Source organism: Paraglaciecola sp. L3A3, assembly GCF_009796765.1.
GTDB lineage: Bacteria > Pseudomonadota > Gammaproteobacteria > Enterobacterales > Alteromonadaceae > Paraglaciecola.
In genome coordinates, this window is record NZ_CP047023.1 from 4,354,994 (window position 1) to 4,369,856 (window position 14,863).

At 39.2% G+C, this 14,863-nt stretch carries 15 protein-coding genes; 11 read left to right on the forward strand and 4 right to left on the reverse strand.

The genetic code is table 11. From position 1 onward, the window contains the following. Positions 1-124: 124 nt before the first annotated feature. The 7 genes from GQR87_RS18080 to GQR87_RS18110 all read left to right on the forward strand — a co-directional run bounded on the left by GQR87_RS18080 (position 125) and on the right by GQR87_RS18110 (position 8,178). On the forward strand, positions 125-1,540 hold the full coding sequence (locus GQR87_RS18080) for a PLP-dependent aminotransferase family protein (RefSeq protein ID WP_158971783.1): 1,416 nt from the start codon (positions 125-127) through the stop codon (positions 1,538-1,540). A gap of 137 nt (positions 1,541-1,677) precedes the next feature. Continuing rightward, positions 1,678-2,064, forward strand: a complete 387-nt coding sequence (locus GQR87_RS18085) for an MAPEG family protein (RefSeq protein WP_158971785.1) — start codon at positions 1,678-1,680, stop codon at positions 2,062-2,064. A gap of 182 nt (positions 2,065-2,246) precedes the next feature. Continuing rightward, complete coding sequence (locus tag GQR87_RS18090) at positions 2,247-3,878, forward strand: CTP synthase (protein ID WP_158971787.1); 1,632 nt, start codon at positions 2,247-2,249, stop codon at positions 3,876-3,878. Between the two features lie 52 nt (positions 3,879-3,930). Then, positions 3,931-5,229, forward strand: coding sequence for a phosphopyruvate hydratase (eno, locus tag GQR87_RS18095; RefSeq protein ID WP_158971789.1), 1,299 nt, complete (start codon positions 3,931-3,933; stop codon positions 5,227-5,229). Positions 5,230-5,344: 115 nt separating this feature from the next. Continuing rightward, the gene (locus GQR87_RS18100) at positions 5,345-5,989 is read left to right on the forward strand and encodes a hypothetical protein (protein ID WP_158971791.1); all 645 of its coding nucleotides are present in this window, start codon (positions 5,345-5,347) and stop codon (positions 5,987-5,989) included. Between the two features lie 161 nt (positions 5,990-6,150). Then, a complete protein-coding gene (locus tag GQR87_RS18105) occupies positions 6,151-6,753 on the forward strand; it encodes a DUF4202 domain-containing protein (RefSeq protein WP_158971793.1) in 603 nt (200 codons plus the stop codon). Positions 6,754-6,786: 33 nt separating this feature from the next. Continuing rightward, positions 6,787-8,178 (forward strand): MFS transporter, encoded by a 1,392-nt coding sequence (locus GQR87_RS18110; protein WP_158971795.1) that lies wholly within the window; start codon positions 6,787-6,789, stop codon positions 8,176-8,178. On the opposite strand, the gene GQR87_RS18115 is transcribed toward GQR87_RS18110, so the two are convergent. Both GQR87_RS18115 and GQR87_RS18120 read right to left on the reverse strand, forming a co-directional pair. Next, positions 8,175-9,113, reverse strand: a complete 939-nt coding sequence (locus GQR87_RS18115) for a DUF2608 domain-containing protein (RefSeq protein ID WP_233267314.1) — start codon at positions 9,111-9,113, stop codon at positions 8,175-8,177. The genes GQR87_RS18110 and GQR87_RS18115 overlap by 4 nt on opposite strands. A 113-nt stretch (positions 9,114-9,226) precedes the next feature. Continuing rightward, entirely contained in the window at positions 9,227-10,024 is a 798-nt protein-coding gene (locus GQR87_RS18120) for a DUF6174 domain-containing protein (RefSeq protein ID WP_158971799.1), read from the reverse strand. A 289-nt stretch (positions 10,025-10,313) separates the two neighbouring features. Here GQR87_RS18120 and GQR87_RS18125 point away from each other — a divergent pair, with 289 nt between their 5' ends. Continuing rightward, positions 10,314-11,111 carry a hypothetical protein gene (locus GQR87_RS18125; RefSeq protein ID WP_158971801.1) on the forward strand — a complete coding sequence of 266 codons (798 nt, stop codon included), beginning with the start codon at positions 10,314-10,316 and terminating at the stop codon, positions 11,109-11,111. Between the two features lie 209 nt (positions 11,112-11,320). Here the strand turns inward: GQR87_RS18125 and rho are convergent, their stop codons facing one another. Further along, complete coding sequence (gene rho, locus GQR87_RS18130) at positions 11,321-12,268, reverse strand: transcription termination factor Rho (protein WP_158971803.1); 948 nt, start codon at positions 12,266-12,268, stop codon at positions 11,321-11,323. A gap of 713 nt (positions 12,269-12,981) precedes the next feature. On the opposite strand from rho, the gene GQR87_RS18135 reads away from it, so the two are divergent. The 3 genes from GQR87_RS18135 to GQR87_RS18145 all read left to right on the forward strand — a co-directional run bounded on the left by GQR87_RS18135 (position 12,982) and on the right by GQR87_RS18145 (position 14,043). After that, positions 12,982-13,254, forward strand: coding sequence for a type II toxin-antitoxin system Phd/YefM family antitoxin (locus tag GQR87_RS18135; protein ID WP_158971805.1), 273 nt, complete (start codon positions 12,982-12,984; stop codon positions 13,252-13,254). Beyond that, entirely contained in the window at positions 13,235-13,504 is a 270-nt protein-coding gene (locus GQR87_RS18140; protein WP_158971807.1) for a Txe/YoeB family addiction module toxin, read from the forward strand. The genes GQR87_RS18135 and GQR87_RS18140 overlap by 20 nt, the downstream gene beginning before the upstream one ends. 62 nt (positions 13,505-13,566) lie before the next feature. Continuing rightward, positions 13,567-14,043, forward strand: a complete 477-nt coding sequence (locus GQR87_RS18145) for a transposase (RefSeq protein WP_255456477.1) — start codon at positions 13,567-13,569, stop codon at positions 14,041-14,043. Positions 14,044-14,360: 317 nt separating this feature from the next. Here the strand turns inward: GQR87_RS18145 and GQR87_RS18150 are convergent, their stop codons facing one another. Beyond that, on the reverse strand, positions 14,361-14,654 hold the full coding sequence (locus GQR87_RS18150; RefSeq protein WP_158971809.1) for a hypothetical protein: 294 nt from the start codon (positions 14,652-14,654) through the stop codon (positions 14,361-14,363). Positions 14,655-14,863: the final 209 nt, after the last annotated feature.

A 14,863-nucleotide genomic window follows, 5' to 3' on the forward strand; every position in this document is an offset into this window, starting at 1 on the left:
TGTGTCCTTAGTAAATGATTTGTGATTACAGATACTAGGGCTAGAATAAAAACCATAACAGACTCAATTTTACATAAAAAAACCAGTACAATAAGTTAGGCCACTTAAAAGTAGGTGCAGCAAAATGACATTCAAATATCAACAACTGGCGACTCATGTCACTGGTGAAATTCAAAACCAAACCTTAGCCGCTGGAGAACCTTTACCTGCATTAAGGAAGTTTGCCTTACAACACCAAGTTAGTTTAGCAACAGCAACTAAAACTTATGAATGGTTACAAAGTCAGGGCTTGATTGTGGCAAAAGCACAATCCGGATTTTATGTAAAAGGACATTCATCGATTAAGCCCTTGAGTCAGCCTAGATTAAAATCTGTATCTATTAAGCATGATCCTTCAGATGTAATTTTTGAGATATTACAAAATGCTCTCACTTTTGACCGAGTCGGTTTGAGTAGTGGCTATTTGGACGAATCCTTACGTCCCTCACTAGAGTTACAGAGATCCCTTAAACGGACAGCTAAAATAGCTAACTTAACAGCAAACAGTTATGGCCATACCCAAGGTGAAGTAAAACTTCGCAATGCTATTGTAGACATAATGCGCCAACGTCAATGTTCGATAAATACAGAGCAAATTATTGTCACCAATGGTTGTCTTGAAGCGATTAATCTAGTGCTAGGACAAGTCAGTGAGGTGGGTGATACAGTCGCTATTTTTACTCCTTGTTATAGCGGATTACTCACCGCCCTTAAACATGCTAAGCGACAAGTATTAGAAATTCCTTGCGGCCCCGAGGGGCCCGACATGGTACATGTCGCAGAGCTATTTTCCCAAGGCAAGTTTACTACCTTACTTTTTAGTGCAATTGCTAGCAATCCAATTGGATTTAGCTTACCCCGAAAGACCAAAAAACAGCTCGCATTATTAGCTAAACAATATCAAACCTACATAATTGAAGACGATACCTTTGGTAGTTTAGATTACCGTCAAGGAACTACCGAACCAGCATATGCCTACGACCATGCTGGTTATATTGTTTATTGCTCATCGTTTTCTAAAGATCTTGCCCCTAATATGCGCTTAGGATGGATAGCATCGAAACCTTTAATGCCAGGATTAATGCGCCATAAAGTCGCGTTAAACATTACCTGTAATATGCCTTGTCAGTTAGCTATGGCTGACTATTTATTTTCAGAGAGTTACTCGGCACATATCCGTAAATTAACTACAACCTTGCAGCAACAAGTATTAAAATTACAAACATGTGTACTACAGCATTTTCCAGCGGGCACTCGCGTATCTCAACCCCAAGGTGGTTTTTTTCTTTGGGTCGAATTACCACACCAAATAAAAACCATGGAAATTTATAACCTAGCCGTGCAAGAAAATATTTGTTTTATGCCCGGCCATACTTTTAGTATGTCAGGCCAATACGAGCATTGTTTAAGATTAAGCATCAATCAGATCTGGCACTCAGACCTAGAGCAAGCAGTATGTCGTTTAGGTGAAATTACCTGCGCCTTGTTTGATGGCATCTAACTTGTTTAAGTTTGATTAAGTGAAGCGGTAATATAATCTTGCTAAACTGCAGTAGATTTTTTTTAATCGTTATTTTTATGCTGACAAATAAACAGCTAGGCAATTAGGCCTTTACTACAATACCCAAGGAAAAATGAATGGAATACGCTGCAATTGTTACCCTAGTAGCCCTATTAGAATATATGTTTTTTACTTTTAAAGTGGGATTCTCTCGAGAAAAATATAGCGTATTTGCTCCGGCGGTAACTGGCCATCCTACTTTTGAGAGAATGTATCGTGTGCAACAAAACACCCTTGAGCAACTAATTATTTTTATACCCGCTTTATGGGTGTTTACATATTTTGTCAGCCCATTAATTGGTGCAGCTATCGGTATATTATTTTTAGTTGGCCGACCTATCTATTATATTAGTTATGTAAACGATCCTAAAAGCAGAGCCATCGGATTTGTCCTAGGTTTTTTAGCAAATGTTTTATTAATCATAGGTGGACTGGGCGGAGTAATTTATAAGCTAATTGGTTAGCGCTGTTTGATATTTGTTATTTAAGATTAATTTCAACTCTAGCTTGCTTTTGAATTGTCTGTAGCGCAGATTTTGTCTATAATGCTGAGCCGTCTGATAGTGATTTTTATTGACTGAAAATTAGTCTAAAAATCACATCAATCAGTACAAACCTATTCAACTCAAACGCCTTTAGGGTACTCATGACAAACTATATTTTCGTCACAGGTGGTGTTGTTTCATCGCTTGGAAAAGGTATTGCAGCTGCCTCTCTTGCCGCAATTTTAGAAGCACGTGGTTTAAAAGTCACCATGCTGAAGCTTGACCCCTATATTAATGTTGATCCAGGCACTATGAGTCCTATTCAACATGGTGAGGTATTTGTAACTGATGATGGTGCAGAAACCGATTTAGATTTAGGTCATTACGAACGCTTTATTCGTACTCGTATGACTAAACGTAACAACTTCACTACCGGTCGTGTATACGAAGAAGTACTAAAACGCGAACGTCGTGGTGATTACCTTGGCGCCACTATTCAGGTGATCCCTCATATCACTAACGAAATCAAACGTCGTGTGATTGATGGTTCTGAAGGGGTAGATGTAGCCATAGTCGAAATTGGTGGCACTGTAGGTGACATTGAATCTCAACCATTTATTGAAGCAGTACGTCAATTAGGTGTTGAAGTAGGCCGTAATCGTGCCATGTTTATGCATTTAACTTTAGTGCCGTACTTAGCAGCTTCGGCAGAAGTTAAAACCAAACCCACTCAACATTCAGTAAAAGAATTACGCTCTGTGGGTGTACAGCCTGATATTTTAGTGTGTCGTTCAGAAGTGCCCTTGCCTTCAAACGAACGCTCTAAAATAGCCCTGTTTACTAATGTTATCGACAAAGCCGTTATTTCTTTACGTGACGTAGATAGCATTTACAAAATTCCAGCCATGTTAAAAGCACAAGGTTTGGATGAATTAGTGGTTGAACGTTTTGGTTTAGAATGCCCAGAAGCTGACCTAACTGAATGGGAACAGGTTCTGTATGCGGAATCAAACCCAACCAGCGAAGTCACTATAGGTATGGTAGGTAAATATGTTGAATTACCTGATGCCTACAAATCAGTTAACGAAGCACTTAAACATGCCGGCTTAAAAAATCGCCTAGCAGTCAAAATCAAACACATTGATTCTCAAGATGTTGAGAGTAAAGGTGAACAAATTTTACAAGGGCTAGATGCCATTCTAGTACCTGGTGGATTTGGAGAGCGCGGAATAGAAGGTAAAATTGCTACCGCTAAATTTGCCCGTGAAAACAACATACCTTATTTAGGGATTTGCTTAGGCATGCAAGTAGCACTTATCGAATTCGCTCGTAATGTAGTGGGTATGGAAGGCGCTAATAGTACTGAGTTTGATCCTGAAACGCCTTTCCCAGTTGTAGGTCTTATTACCGAATGGTTAGATGCAGATGGTTCAAAAGAATCACGCAGCGAAAACTCTGACTTAGGTGGCACTATGCGCGTAGGTAGCCAATTGTGCCACTTAGTACCAGGCAGTAAGGTTCAGGAATTATACGGTTCAAACGAAATTTATGAACGCCACAGACATAGATATGAAGTCAACAACAACTTGCGTGAAAAAATTGAAGCCGCTGGCCTTAAAGTCACTGGTCTATCAACAGATAAACGTTTAGTAGAAGTAATAGAACTGCCCGACCATCCTTGGTTTGTAGCAGGTCAGTTCCACCCAGAATTTAACTCTACACCTCGCGACGGACACCCTCTTTTTGAAGGTTTTGTGAAAGCTGCGGGCGAATATTTTAAACAAAATAATTAGAAATCAAGTGGATCGAAGATCCTTTAACTTTTAATCAATTAAGGTCACAAGAATGTCAAATATCAGTAAAATTATTGGTCGCGAAATCATGGACTCACGTGGGAACCCCACTGTAGAAGCAGATGTTTATTTAGAATCTGGCGCTATGGGTAGAGCTGCTGCACCATCTGGCGCATCAACAGGTTCTCGTGAAGCTCTAGAATTAAGAGATGGCGACAAAAGCCGTTATTTAGGTAAAGGTGTATTAAAAGCCGTTGCCGCTATCAACAATGAATTACAAGCTGCACTGTTAGGTAAAGACGCGCTAGACCAAAAAAATATCGATCAAATCATGATCGACTTAGATGGCACAGAAAATAAAGAAAAATTTGGTGCTAATGCAATTTTAGCGGTTTCTTTAGCAGTAGCTAAAGCAGCAGCAATCGCAAAAGGTGTACAATTATTTGAACACATTGCTGACTTAAACGGTACGCCAGGTGTTTACTCTTTACCATTACCCATGATGAATATCATCAACGGTGGTGAACACGCTGATAACAACGTTGATATCCAAGAATTTATGATTCAACCAGTTGGCGCGAAAAGCTTTAAAGAAGCATTACGTATGGGTGCTGAAATTTTTCATGCACTTAAAAAAGTATTATCCGCCAAAGGTCTTAACACAGCTGTTGGAGATGAAGGTGGTTTCGCTCCAGATTTAGCATCAAACGCTGATGCATTAGCTGTAATCAAAGAAGCTGTTGCGGCGGCAGGTTACGAGCTAGGTACAGATGTTACTTTAGCCATGGATTGTGCAGCCTCTGAGTTCTACAACAAAGAAAAAGCTATCTACGACCTTAAAGGTGAAGGCAAACAATTTACAGCTAACGAATTCTCTGATTTCTTAGCAACACTTTGTGATCAATACCCAATTGTTTCAATTGAAGATGGCTTAGACGAGTCAGATTGGGACGGTTTTGCTTACCAAACTAAATTATTAGGTGATAAAGTTCAAATCGTTGGTGATGACTTATTCGTTACAAACACTAAGATTTTAGCCCGCGGTATCGAAAACGGTATTGGTAACTCTATCTTAATCAAGTTTAACCAAATCGGTTCTTTAACTGAAACATTAGCAGCTATCAAAATGGCTAAAGATGCTGGTTTTACTGCTGTTATCTCTCATCGCTCAGGTGAAACTGAAGATGCGACTATCGCTGATTTAGCGGTAGGTACAGCTGCAGGTCAAATCAAGACTGGTTCTTTATGTCGTTCTGATCGTGTATCTAAGTACAACCAATTATTACGGATAGAAGAATTCTTAGGTGATAAAGCTATTTTTAACGGTTTATCTGAAGTTAAAGGTCAATAATACTTACTTGTAGCTAATATCGTGAATGCGATATAAAACTGCAAGTTTAAGCTTTTGCGTATAAAATGGTCGGCTAACGCTGGCCATTTTTTATTTTGTAGACTTAAATTTTATTATGCTCATTCCATCTTCACAGCAAGTAGACATATTCTCTGACGACCAACGTCAGCTGCATTTTGCTGAGTTATGTAATGCCTTATATGAAAGGGAACTTGCCAGTTTATCCCAGCAAAAATTCAACAATATCAGTTTGTTGCAAAGAAAACTCGGTGGTCTTAAACACCATATAAAACGTGCCGCAGATAATCTACTACAAAAAGAATCCCCCTTACAAATAGACATTCACAATGCCAGTTGGCAAGGTAAACAAGCCGCCAAATGTATGGCTGACAAAGCCGATGCCGATAAAACAGAACAATGGTTTATCGACAATATACAAATTGGTCGTTGTATTGCTATACACGTCGACACCTTAGGCGCTGAACATATTGAGCTAGATTCAGTAGACAGAATTGATCTAGGACAAGGGAAATTACACGCTAATAAATTCGGCTGGTTTGCAGTTGACGGCAAATTTCTAGAAGAAACCATTCGCCAACCCGATATTTTGGCCCTTAAATTATTGAAACCTAACAAAGCTATATTGACCGCAGCTTGTTGTGGACATAATTGGAATCATAAAGGTAAAAGCCAACCTAGGGCTTTATCTTTAAGAGAATTATTGTTGTCTTTATCGATAGATTGGAAAACCTACAAATAACCTCACATTTTTAATACCCCAGTAACAATAGATTAGCAGTCAATTTTCGATACATATTAATTCAATCAAACTGACAAAATCCGCAGGCATACTGTTTAAGTTCAGGTTAAAATGACCGTCTACCACCTATCTTTAACAATTCAATTCCCTCGGAGCAAACCATGACCCAAGCAGCTTATGAACGCGCGGTTAATCTTATTGATAACGCCAACAGTGAAGATCCTAATATCGAACAAGCTGACGGCAAAGACTGGCCCAAAGAGCTATTATATGGTCTACGTATGTCTGACATGTTAGAGCGTTACAAAAGTGATGCAGAGCATGTAATCAAGTTAGCGATACGTGGTCAACATATACAGCGCTGGCAATCGCCGCGTAATGCTTATCCTATGGATCGTCAGGGTTATCACAAATGGCGTAGCGACTTGTATATATTCCACGCTGAAAAAGTCGCAGGTATTATGGCTGAAGCGGGTTTTAACCAACAAGAAATTCAACGAGCTAAAAATGCAGTAGCCAAAATAGGGATAAAATCAAACGCCGACACTCAGTTACTTGAAGATGTAGTAGGCTTAGTTTTTATTGAACACTACATGCTCAACTTTGCTGAAAAACACCCTGAATATACTGAACAAAAATGGCTGGATATCATACGTAAAACATGGCGAAAAATGTCTGAAGATGCACATGCTTTTGTTTTAGCAGGTAACATCAGTCTACCCGAATCATTAACGCCATTAATTTTAAAAGCAGTGCAAGCCTAAGCCATTTCTGTGTTACAAGGATAATGAACCATTTTGTCAGAGCCTAAAGTTGAAAAGTCTAGTGTTGCTAAATTTGCCTTAATTATTGTTTGCCTAGGCTCAATTATTGGCCCTTTGGGCATGGCTTCTGTAAATATTGCTATCCCAGATTTGGCTGCCGATTTGCAGGCCAATGCCAAAATGGTCTCTTGGTTACCGACATTATTTATTCTAAGCAGCGTCATGTTTATGTTGCCTGCGGGTAAATTTGCAGACAATTTTGGCCGTAAGCGAGTGTATGCAAGCGGCTTAGCCCTTAATGCCTTTGCCTCTTTTATGTGTGGTCTAGGAACTAATATCGAATGGATATTGTTTTGGCGATTTGTGCAAGGCGGCGCATCATCGATGATTTTTGCCACAGGACTAGCAATTATTACCTCAGTAACTCCAGCCAATAAACGTGGAGCCGCTCTAGGCATTGCTTCAGCATGCATCTATACCGGATTAACTATTGCCCCTGCTGTAGGAGGCTGGTTAACCGAACTCTGGGGCTGGCGTTCAGTGTTCTTTTTCCAAGTGCCTATAGTATTGGCGTTATTATTATTAATTAAAATGCGCTTAGCTGGTGAATGGAAAAACGCCGAAAAAACAAAATATGATTGGTGGGGAACGGCTATTTTTGCTGTATTTTCTGCATCATTAGTCTACGGCTTAAGTATATTACCCAGTGTTTTAGGCTGCTTCATGCTGGTTCTTTCGGCAATCAGTCTAACATCATTTATTGTGCATCAAAGTCGTAGCCATCGCCCCCTTATTCGAGTACAAATGTTTCGTGACAGTCGGCTGTTTTCAATGTCATTGAGTACTTCACTGTTAATGTACGCCAGTAACTTTCCTTTGATCTTTTTGATGAGTTTATATTTGCAATATGTCAAAGGTTTCACCCCATCTCATGCCGGACAAATAATCTTAGTACAAGCACTATCTATGGCAATAATGGCACCATTATCAGGTAAGTTAGCCGACAAATTTCAACCTAGGTTAATCGCCACTTTAGGTTGTGTAATTGTAGGCTGCGGCTTATATGTACTTAGCTCAATAAACGTCACAACAAGTATATTATATATCACCAGTTCCTTGTTATTGATTGGTGTTGGTTTTGGACTATTTTCGACACCGAACAATAATGCCATTATGGGCGCAGTACAAAATAACGAAGTAGGTGTAGCATCTGCCTCGTTGAATTTATCACGCACCATAGGCAATCTGTTAGGTATGAGTTTAGTTAATTTGATGGTGCATTATTTCATAGGTGATGCTCAATTGACCATGGAACAGAACCCTGCCTTAATTCAAACATTTGAAATGGCGTTAAATATGTCACTGATATTTGTGCTGTTAGCTTGTTTTATATCAGTTTTACGAGGTAAAACCGCAGCAACTTAATAATCACAATGTCCTTGGCTAAGGTGCTCAGCACGATCAATAAAGTGACCTTCAAGCAACCGGTTTAAACCAGCACTGGCACTATTCGCTTCAGCCACTTCAGAGTCAGTCACTGCTTTTGATATCAACCTATAGTGATAACCGTAATAATTGATATTGGCCTCTTTCAACGCATCAGCCATGTTGTCTATGTTATGTTGCTTGTCATCCACAAACACCACTGATTGATAATTTTTACCCGTTCGCTTTAGTAAATCTAGCAGCATCACACCTTTATTCATGCCTTGCACCATAAAGACCCCATTCACATAACTAACCTGGGCTGTACGTCCACCTAAAGTGTAATCATAGTGATAGCCCAAATCAGCAGGGAGTAAGGATTTATCCACAAAGTTTAACTTGTTACGCGCTAACTCACGCATAGTCGCCGCACGATAAGCACCAGAACGAGCGGTGAGAATAAGTAGGTCATTATCTACATCTGCAACAATGTCCGCCATATTAGCTTGAGTCGGTTTATTCACTGCTATTTCAAACACCATACCTAACACATCAAATAAGCAATTCACTTTTTCTGTTGCTGCGGTATTAATTAAGACACCTTGTTGATCAAGTGCTCTCCCCCGCTGCCAGTCGTACCATTTGTCACTACCAAAAAACTCAGTGGCGGTTAGTAATGTATCGTCGATGTCAAACACCACTAGTGTTGATTCTTTATCTAATGAATGGGCTTTATCCAAAGCATCTTGTAGATCCCATGATTGATATATAACACTCACAGCTTGGGCAGAATTTGTGCTTAAAGCCGGTTTCACCTCTGAAACATCAGACGCGCAACCAGTTAAAATCAAACTAGAACTAGCGCCTAATAACGAGGCGTAGAGTATAACTTTAGGCAATATTTTAACTGATAAAAAAGAGATATGTTTAAGCACTGTGACTGAACTCCCCAACAAATAATGCCGCAATAATAGCAGATTAAGTCGAGCCCCAAACAACAAATAATCGACCATCCCTGAATACGTATCAAGGATGGCTTACCTAAAAGTTAGTCCGCTAACAAGCTAATTGAATAATTAGCCGCATCACATTCTTCTCCACCAGCATTGATAAAGTATTGTTCAGGCATACCCATATCACTAAAACGTGGAGATAAATGTGGATCACTAACATCCAAACCAACTTCAGTAGGAGTCAGTTTCAACTGTAAGTTAATCTCACTAAATAATTCATCGATAGTCATATAATCACTGATATCAGTTAAATACATTTCGTTATCTAGGTCATAGACAGTATTAATAGCATCATCATTCACAGTGATAGCCACATTTGGGGTAGGAGCAAAAGTTGGGCAGTCACTATAAGTTACATTAAATTGAAACTTGTAATTCGCCGGTTTACTGGCCTGCCATTTGGCGTACTGATTATTTAATTGACGCAGTAAACGGTACTTTCTTCGATCAGAAATGACCTTATATTCGCATAACTCATCAAACTGAGGATCAGCAAGGGTCGACAAGCGTGAAAATCCTAAAGACTCGGCTTCAGCTAAATCCTTGTCGTGTATGGTGAATATATTTATAGAGTCTGTTTCTGAACCACATGATTCGGTATAGGACAAACCATCATCACCTTTTTGTGAACAATGTAATTCGATATGCTCGTCAATTAGCAATTTTCCATGCTCTTTAACAGCTATCGTTCCAGTATCTGAACAAGCTAGTGCTTGGTCGTCTTGATAAACACGAACATGCTGTTCGCCGCTAAAATCAACAATTAAATCATCGTTACACGCAGTTAAACTTAAACAAATTAAGCCTAAGGTAATTTTAGAATTCTTAGTCATAACATTTCCTTCCCAGTGGTAAATCAACAACATTAATTGTATTCAGCAAAAACAAAAATCTCTGTGCCGAATTGATACCGGATGTAAAAAAATGTAATCACCTTAAAAGCAGAATGGAGCAGGAAATAGATTAGCCATATTAGAACTTTAACCGAGAACATTTAGAGCAAAAAAATATACAGCACTATTTCACCATTAAATTAGCTATGCCGTTGACAAAGAATTTTATATTACCTAGCTTGAATGTAAGGACGTACATTAAATGTACAAATACCAAGGATGAAAAAATATGAATAATAGCTTGCTTAAGTATCTACTCATTTTTGTCATTGGCGGGGGATTAGGTTATTTTATTTCTAATTCTTCACAGCAGGATATTAGCGATTTATTCCCCTTATCTATTGCTTCTTCTAATCATCCAGCCAATAACTTAGCGCCCATTGAAAACAATGCAACCGTAGCCACACCTGATGACAAAACAAACCAGTTAACCTGTGACGAAAACACCACTCAATTAGCCATAGCCAAGCAAAAAATCAACCATTTACAAAATACAATGAATGATAATATTAATGAAATCGAACAAGAAAATGCCAGGTTAAAATACCAATTAGAACAGCAAGCCCCCTCAGATGTAAGTACCGAAGCCATAAATTCATTAGTGCCTGAGCCTTATAACGAGTACGTCTCCACTATGCCCTCGAATATCAAACAAGAAATATATGATTTTCATCAACAACCAGAAGATCTAGATTGGGGGTATAACAAACAGCAACAGCTGAAAGATTTCATTACCACTCATGTTAACAGCGAATTTATCAAGCTAACGTCTATAATGTGTAAAATTTATCAGTGTGAAATCATTTTAGATGAAAAAATAACGATTCAATCCTTGATGGATCAAGGGCTCAATCAGCAAGAAATTCAAAATATAATTGAGACTCAAAATCCAAAATATAAAAATATCTTGGATGATTTACGTCTCAATCCATTACTAAATATGAGAACCACCTCATATACTCCAGGTAGATTTGGTATTTATATGATACTAAAAGACAAATCGATAGATGGAGCCGCATATAACTAGTGATAGGAAATAGAGACTAGTGAAAAACAAATTCGAGATTCGAGTAAAAGAATAAAACAAAAAAACTGACACAGAGTAGCACTGAGAATTTTGCCGCGGCTGCGCCCAAAAGACTTATATCAATTCACATTGATAATTGATCTCTCACTTATCAATGTGAATTGGTTTTAAAACCATTAAAAGTGAATGATTAAATACCTCAAGTTTTTCTAAAAACAGGCTAGTAGATCTGCATTAGTCGGGTATTTTTCCAGCAGTTCAGTCAATTTTCTAGCAGCATCTAGAGGTTTAAGACCACTAAGCCCTCTGCGTAATACTCGTATTTTTTCTAACTCTTTTGGGTTGAGCAAAAGCTCTTCGCGGCGGGTGCTACTTTTGGCGATATCCAACGCCGGAAATATCCGTTGGCTGGCGATTTCTCGTGATAAAACAATTTCCATATTGCCTGTGCCTTTGAACTCCTCAAATATGACTTGATCCATACGACTGCCTGTATCGGCTAATATGCTGGCTAAAATAGTCAGCGACCCGCCATTTTCAATATTTCTCGCGGCGCCAAACAGTTTTCGCGGTATTTCTAAAGCTCTTACATCCATACCACCAGACATAGTACGACCGCTGTTTTTTTGCTGGGCATTATGAACCCGAGCCAACCTAGTTAATGAGTCAATGACAATCATCACATCATGCCCCTCACCTGCCTCACCACAAGCTTTTTTCAGTAGTTCATTGGCTACACGGACATGATTAGCATAACTTTCGTCTGAGCTTGAAGCGTGAACCTCAGCGGGTACGCTACGGGTAAAATCTGTGACTTCTTCTGGGCGCTCATCAATGAGTAAGGCATATAGTTTTATCTTGGGGTGTGCTTTGCCTATTGCTTGGCAAATATGCTTTAACATAGTCGTTTTACCAGAACCTGGTGGCGCAACAATCAAGCCTCTTTGTCCTAAGCCAATTGGTGCAATCAAATCCATAGCACGCATACTGAACTGCTCAGAGCCCTCTTCTAAACTAATGTGTGGAGCAGGATGAATAGCCACCCCCTTTAAAAAAGCCTGCTGGGGATTAAGATTAACAATCGGCTTCAGCACCTCATTCACTGGCGCAGGCGCTTTGTTTCTTTTCACCTTCAAAGATAAGATTTTTCTGGTCATGATTTGGACTATTAACTCTAGTAATTATGGGATGATTTGAGATATCTATTAGCAGCATAACCTGCAAAGCTCACAGATATTTGAAGTTTAACATCGGCAAGGTGTATTCGTTTAATTGTATACGTAAATACTTTTCACGTTTTGGATTTTTATAAGGTCTGTATAATCCACTTTCGAAAACAGCCCCAAGAGTACAGCCCTCACTGCCCAAGCCTACTGCATATTGTTTGGTGTAAACGCCATTCCATATTCAAACCTGAAGTGACCAAACTTAAAGTGACAGCCATCACCAAACTTAAAGTGACAGCCATCACAGCAACGGAATGCGCCCACACCATTAGGCACTTAAGTAACGCAGGAGGAATATAGAATTATTATGAACAAAAGGAAAAAGTAAAAAAAGGCAGCTAGAGCAGCCCTAGCCCTAAATTTATTATCAATAATTACTTAAAAATACACACCAAATGGCACTACTACATGAAATTTGGATGGGTTTACCATTGCACTTCAAAAAGAATCAATCTAAAACAAGTTATATTTTTTGACTTGAACTTTTTCTACAGCCTCAACACCGCAATAAGCGGTGAGTAACAGTTTGTTAAAGTATGGAGTGAAGCGGAACCGAGCAAACTGTTGCGAATCCGATTTTATTGCTTTGTTATATTTTTAACACTACAATGTACGACATTACCGTACATAAGTTTGAGTATAATATGAATAGCATAAGCGTAAATCAATTTAGAGACAATTTAAAAACCTATGTGGAGCAGACTGTTAGTGATCATGAACCTATAAAAGTTACTAGGCGCGCGGGTGAGGCTTTTATTGTTATGAGTGCTGATGACTGGGAAAGGGAACAGGAAACATTGCACGTGTTACAAAACAGTAGCTTAATGAATCAAATTTCAGAGTCACTGGCCACTCATCAAAGCAATAAAGGTTATAAGCCTACAAAAGAGCAATTAGATGAGATCACTAATCTTTGAAGGAAAAACTTGGCTAACTTACGAGCAACTAAGAGAAAAAGACAATAAGCTTCATAAGGCACTGTGCAAAATTTTGAAGGAAATGTTGCGCTCAGATCCCGCGAGTGGTCTTGGAAAACCTGAACCTTTAAAGCACAACTTGTCTGGATTCTGGTCTAAGCGAATTTCCCAAAAAGACAGGCTAATTTATAAGTTTGATGATGACTGTGTATACATTTTCGCTATAGGTGGGCATTACGACCAACACTAGAAAATAATCGTGGTAGAGCGGCCCATTACTGAGCCGCCCCCACACAGATCCGGACGTGCGAAATTCATAGTAAATGTGAAAAGTGCGTAAATGACACCGTACATTACCCTTCTTATGGTGACCGGTTTTGCCCGTCCTGCCTACATGTGAGTAAAGGCGATAAAGTGCTCACCTACCTTGCCAGATACCTGTATCGCGGCGTGATAAACGAGAACAACATACTGCAATATCAAGATTACAAGGTCACCTTCAAATACCAAGACAGCACCACCAAACGTTATCAAACCATCACTGAGCCAGCGACAGCATTCTTATGGCGAGTATTACAACACGTGCTGCCAAAAGGCTTTAGGCGTACCCGAAATTATGGCTTTTTACATGGCAACGCTAACTCTACCTTGCTGCGTATTCAACTGATGTTAAAGGGCAAACTGACACCACCACCTATGCGTCAACGCACCAAAAGTGTTGCCCTCATTGCCAAGGCCTGTTGCATATTGTTTGGTGTAAACGCCATTCCATATTCAAACCTGAAGTGACCAAACTTAAAGTGACAGCCATCAAAGCAATGGAATGCGCCTAGGCACAAAATGCGCCCACACCATTAGGCACGTAAATAACGCAGGAGGAAATCAGAATTACTATGAACAAAAGGAAAAAGTAAAAACAGGCAGCTAAAGCAGTAAAAAAAGCAGTCCTAGCCACACTCGGCCAAAAAAAAGCATTACAAAACAAGCCTTTACCCCTCATCGACATATCTACTATATAAGCAGAAAACTTCAACACAGGGCTTGTGCAACAATAGGGTTAAGTCGCGGCTTCGCGCGACCTATCCTTATTTATGATATGTTTAAAACTAATCACAACTGCCGCCACCAGAGTCAGATGAGCCACATGACGTATCTGAACCTGAATCATCGAACGAATCATGAGAACTTGGATTTATAAAAAAGCTACCACCTACTGCGATACGCTTAAGTAGATAATTCACATAGATAGGTCCAAATATAGGAATAACGAGAGCGATTAGAATTAACCCTAACTTCTGGTATTTAGAGTGAGATACACAATCATAAATTGAAGCTGAAACAGCCAAAAACATGACCAAATGTATAATGGCAGTGGTAACTAAAATTGGAAATGTCCCCATCACGCCTCCTTAAACATAACGAGGCTGTAGAAAAAGTCGATTATGACAGACCATTTCCTCACCTTTCTTTAATTTTTATATTCTATCAACTTTGCCTTGGATGATTTGATTTTGCAAAGTTTTTTACTCTACACTTCGATTTTCTAGATATTCGCTTTTGTCCAACCGAATTAACGCTATTACCTAGCTTGAGGGGCGGTATTTGGAGT

What these genes read in the sequence shown, in the direction of transcription:
- GQR87_RS18085 (WP_158971785.1), top strand. Translation starts at nt 1,678, where the DNA reads ATGGAATACGCTGCAATTGTTACCCTAGTAGCCCTATTAGAATATATG.
- GQR87_RS18120 (WP_158971799.1), bottom strand. Translation starts at nt 10,024, where the DNA reads ATGACTAAGAATTCTAAAATTACCTTAGGCTTAATTTGTTTAAGTTTA.
- GQR87_RS18080 (WP_158971783.1), top strand. Translation starts at nt 125, where the DNA reads ATGACATTCAAATATCAACAACTGGCGACTCATGTCACTGGTGAAATT.
- GQR87_RS18090 (WP_158971787.1), top strand. Translation starts at nt 2,247, where the DNA reads ATGACAAACTATATTTTCGTCACAGGTGGTGTTGTTTCATCGCTTGGA.
- GQR87_RS18125 (WP_158971801.1), top strand. Translation starts at nt 10,314, where the DNA reads ATGAATAATAGCTTGCTTAAGTATCTACTCATTTTTGTCATTGGCGGG.
- GQR87_RS18150 (WP_158971809.1), bottom strand. Translation starts at nt 14,654, where the DNA reads ATGGGGACATTTCCAATTTTAGTTACCACTGCCATTATACATTTGGTC.
- eno (WP_158971789.1), top strand. Translation starts at nt 3,931, where the DNA reads ATGTCAAATATCAGTAAAATTATTGGTCGCGAAATCATGGACTCACGT.
- GQR87_RS18140 (WP_158971807.1), top strand. Translation starts at nt 13,235, where the DNA reads ATGAGATCACTAATCTTTGAAGGAAAAACTTGGCTAACTTACGAGCAA.
- GQR87_RS18100 (WP_158971791.1), top strand. Translation starts at nt 5,345, where the DNA reads ATGCTCATTCCATCTTCACAGCAAGTAGACATATTCTCTGACGACCAA.
- GQR87_RS18135 (WP_158971805.1), top strand. Translation starts at nt 12,982, where the DNA reads ATGAATAGCATAAGCGTAAATCAATTTAGAGACAATTTAAAAACCTAT.
- GQR87_RS18105 (WP_158971793.1), top strand. Translation starts at nt 6,151, where the DNA reads ATGACCCAAGCAGCTTATGAACGCGCGGTTAATCTTATTGATAACGCC.
- rho (WP_158971803.1), bottom strand. Translation starts at nt 12,268, where the DNA reads ATGACCAGAAAAATCTTATCTTTGAAGGTGAAAAGAAACAAAGCGCCT.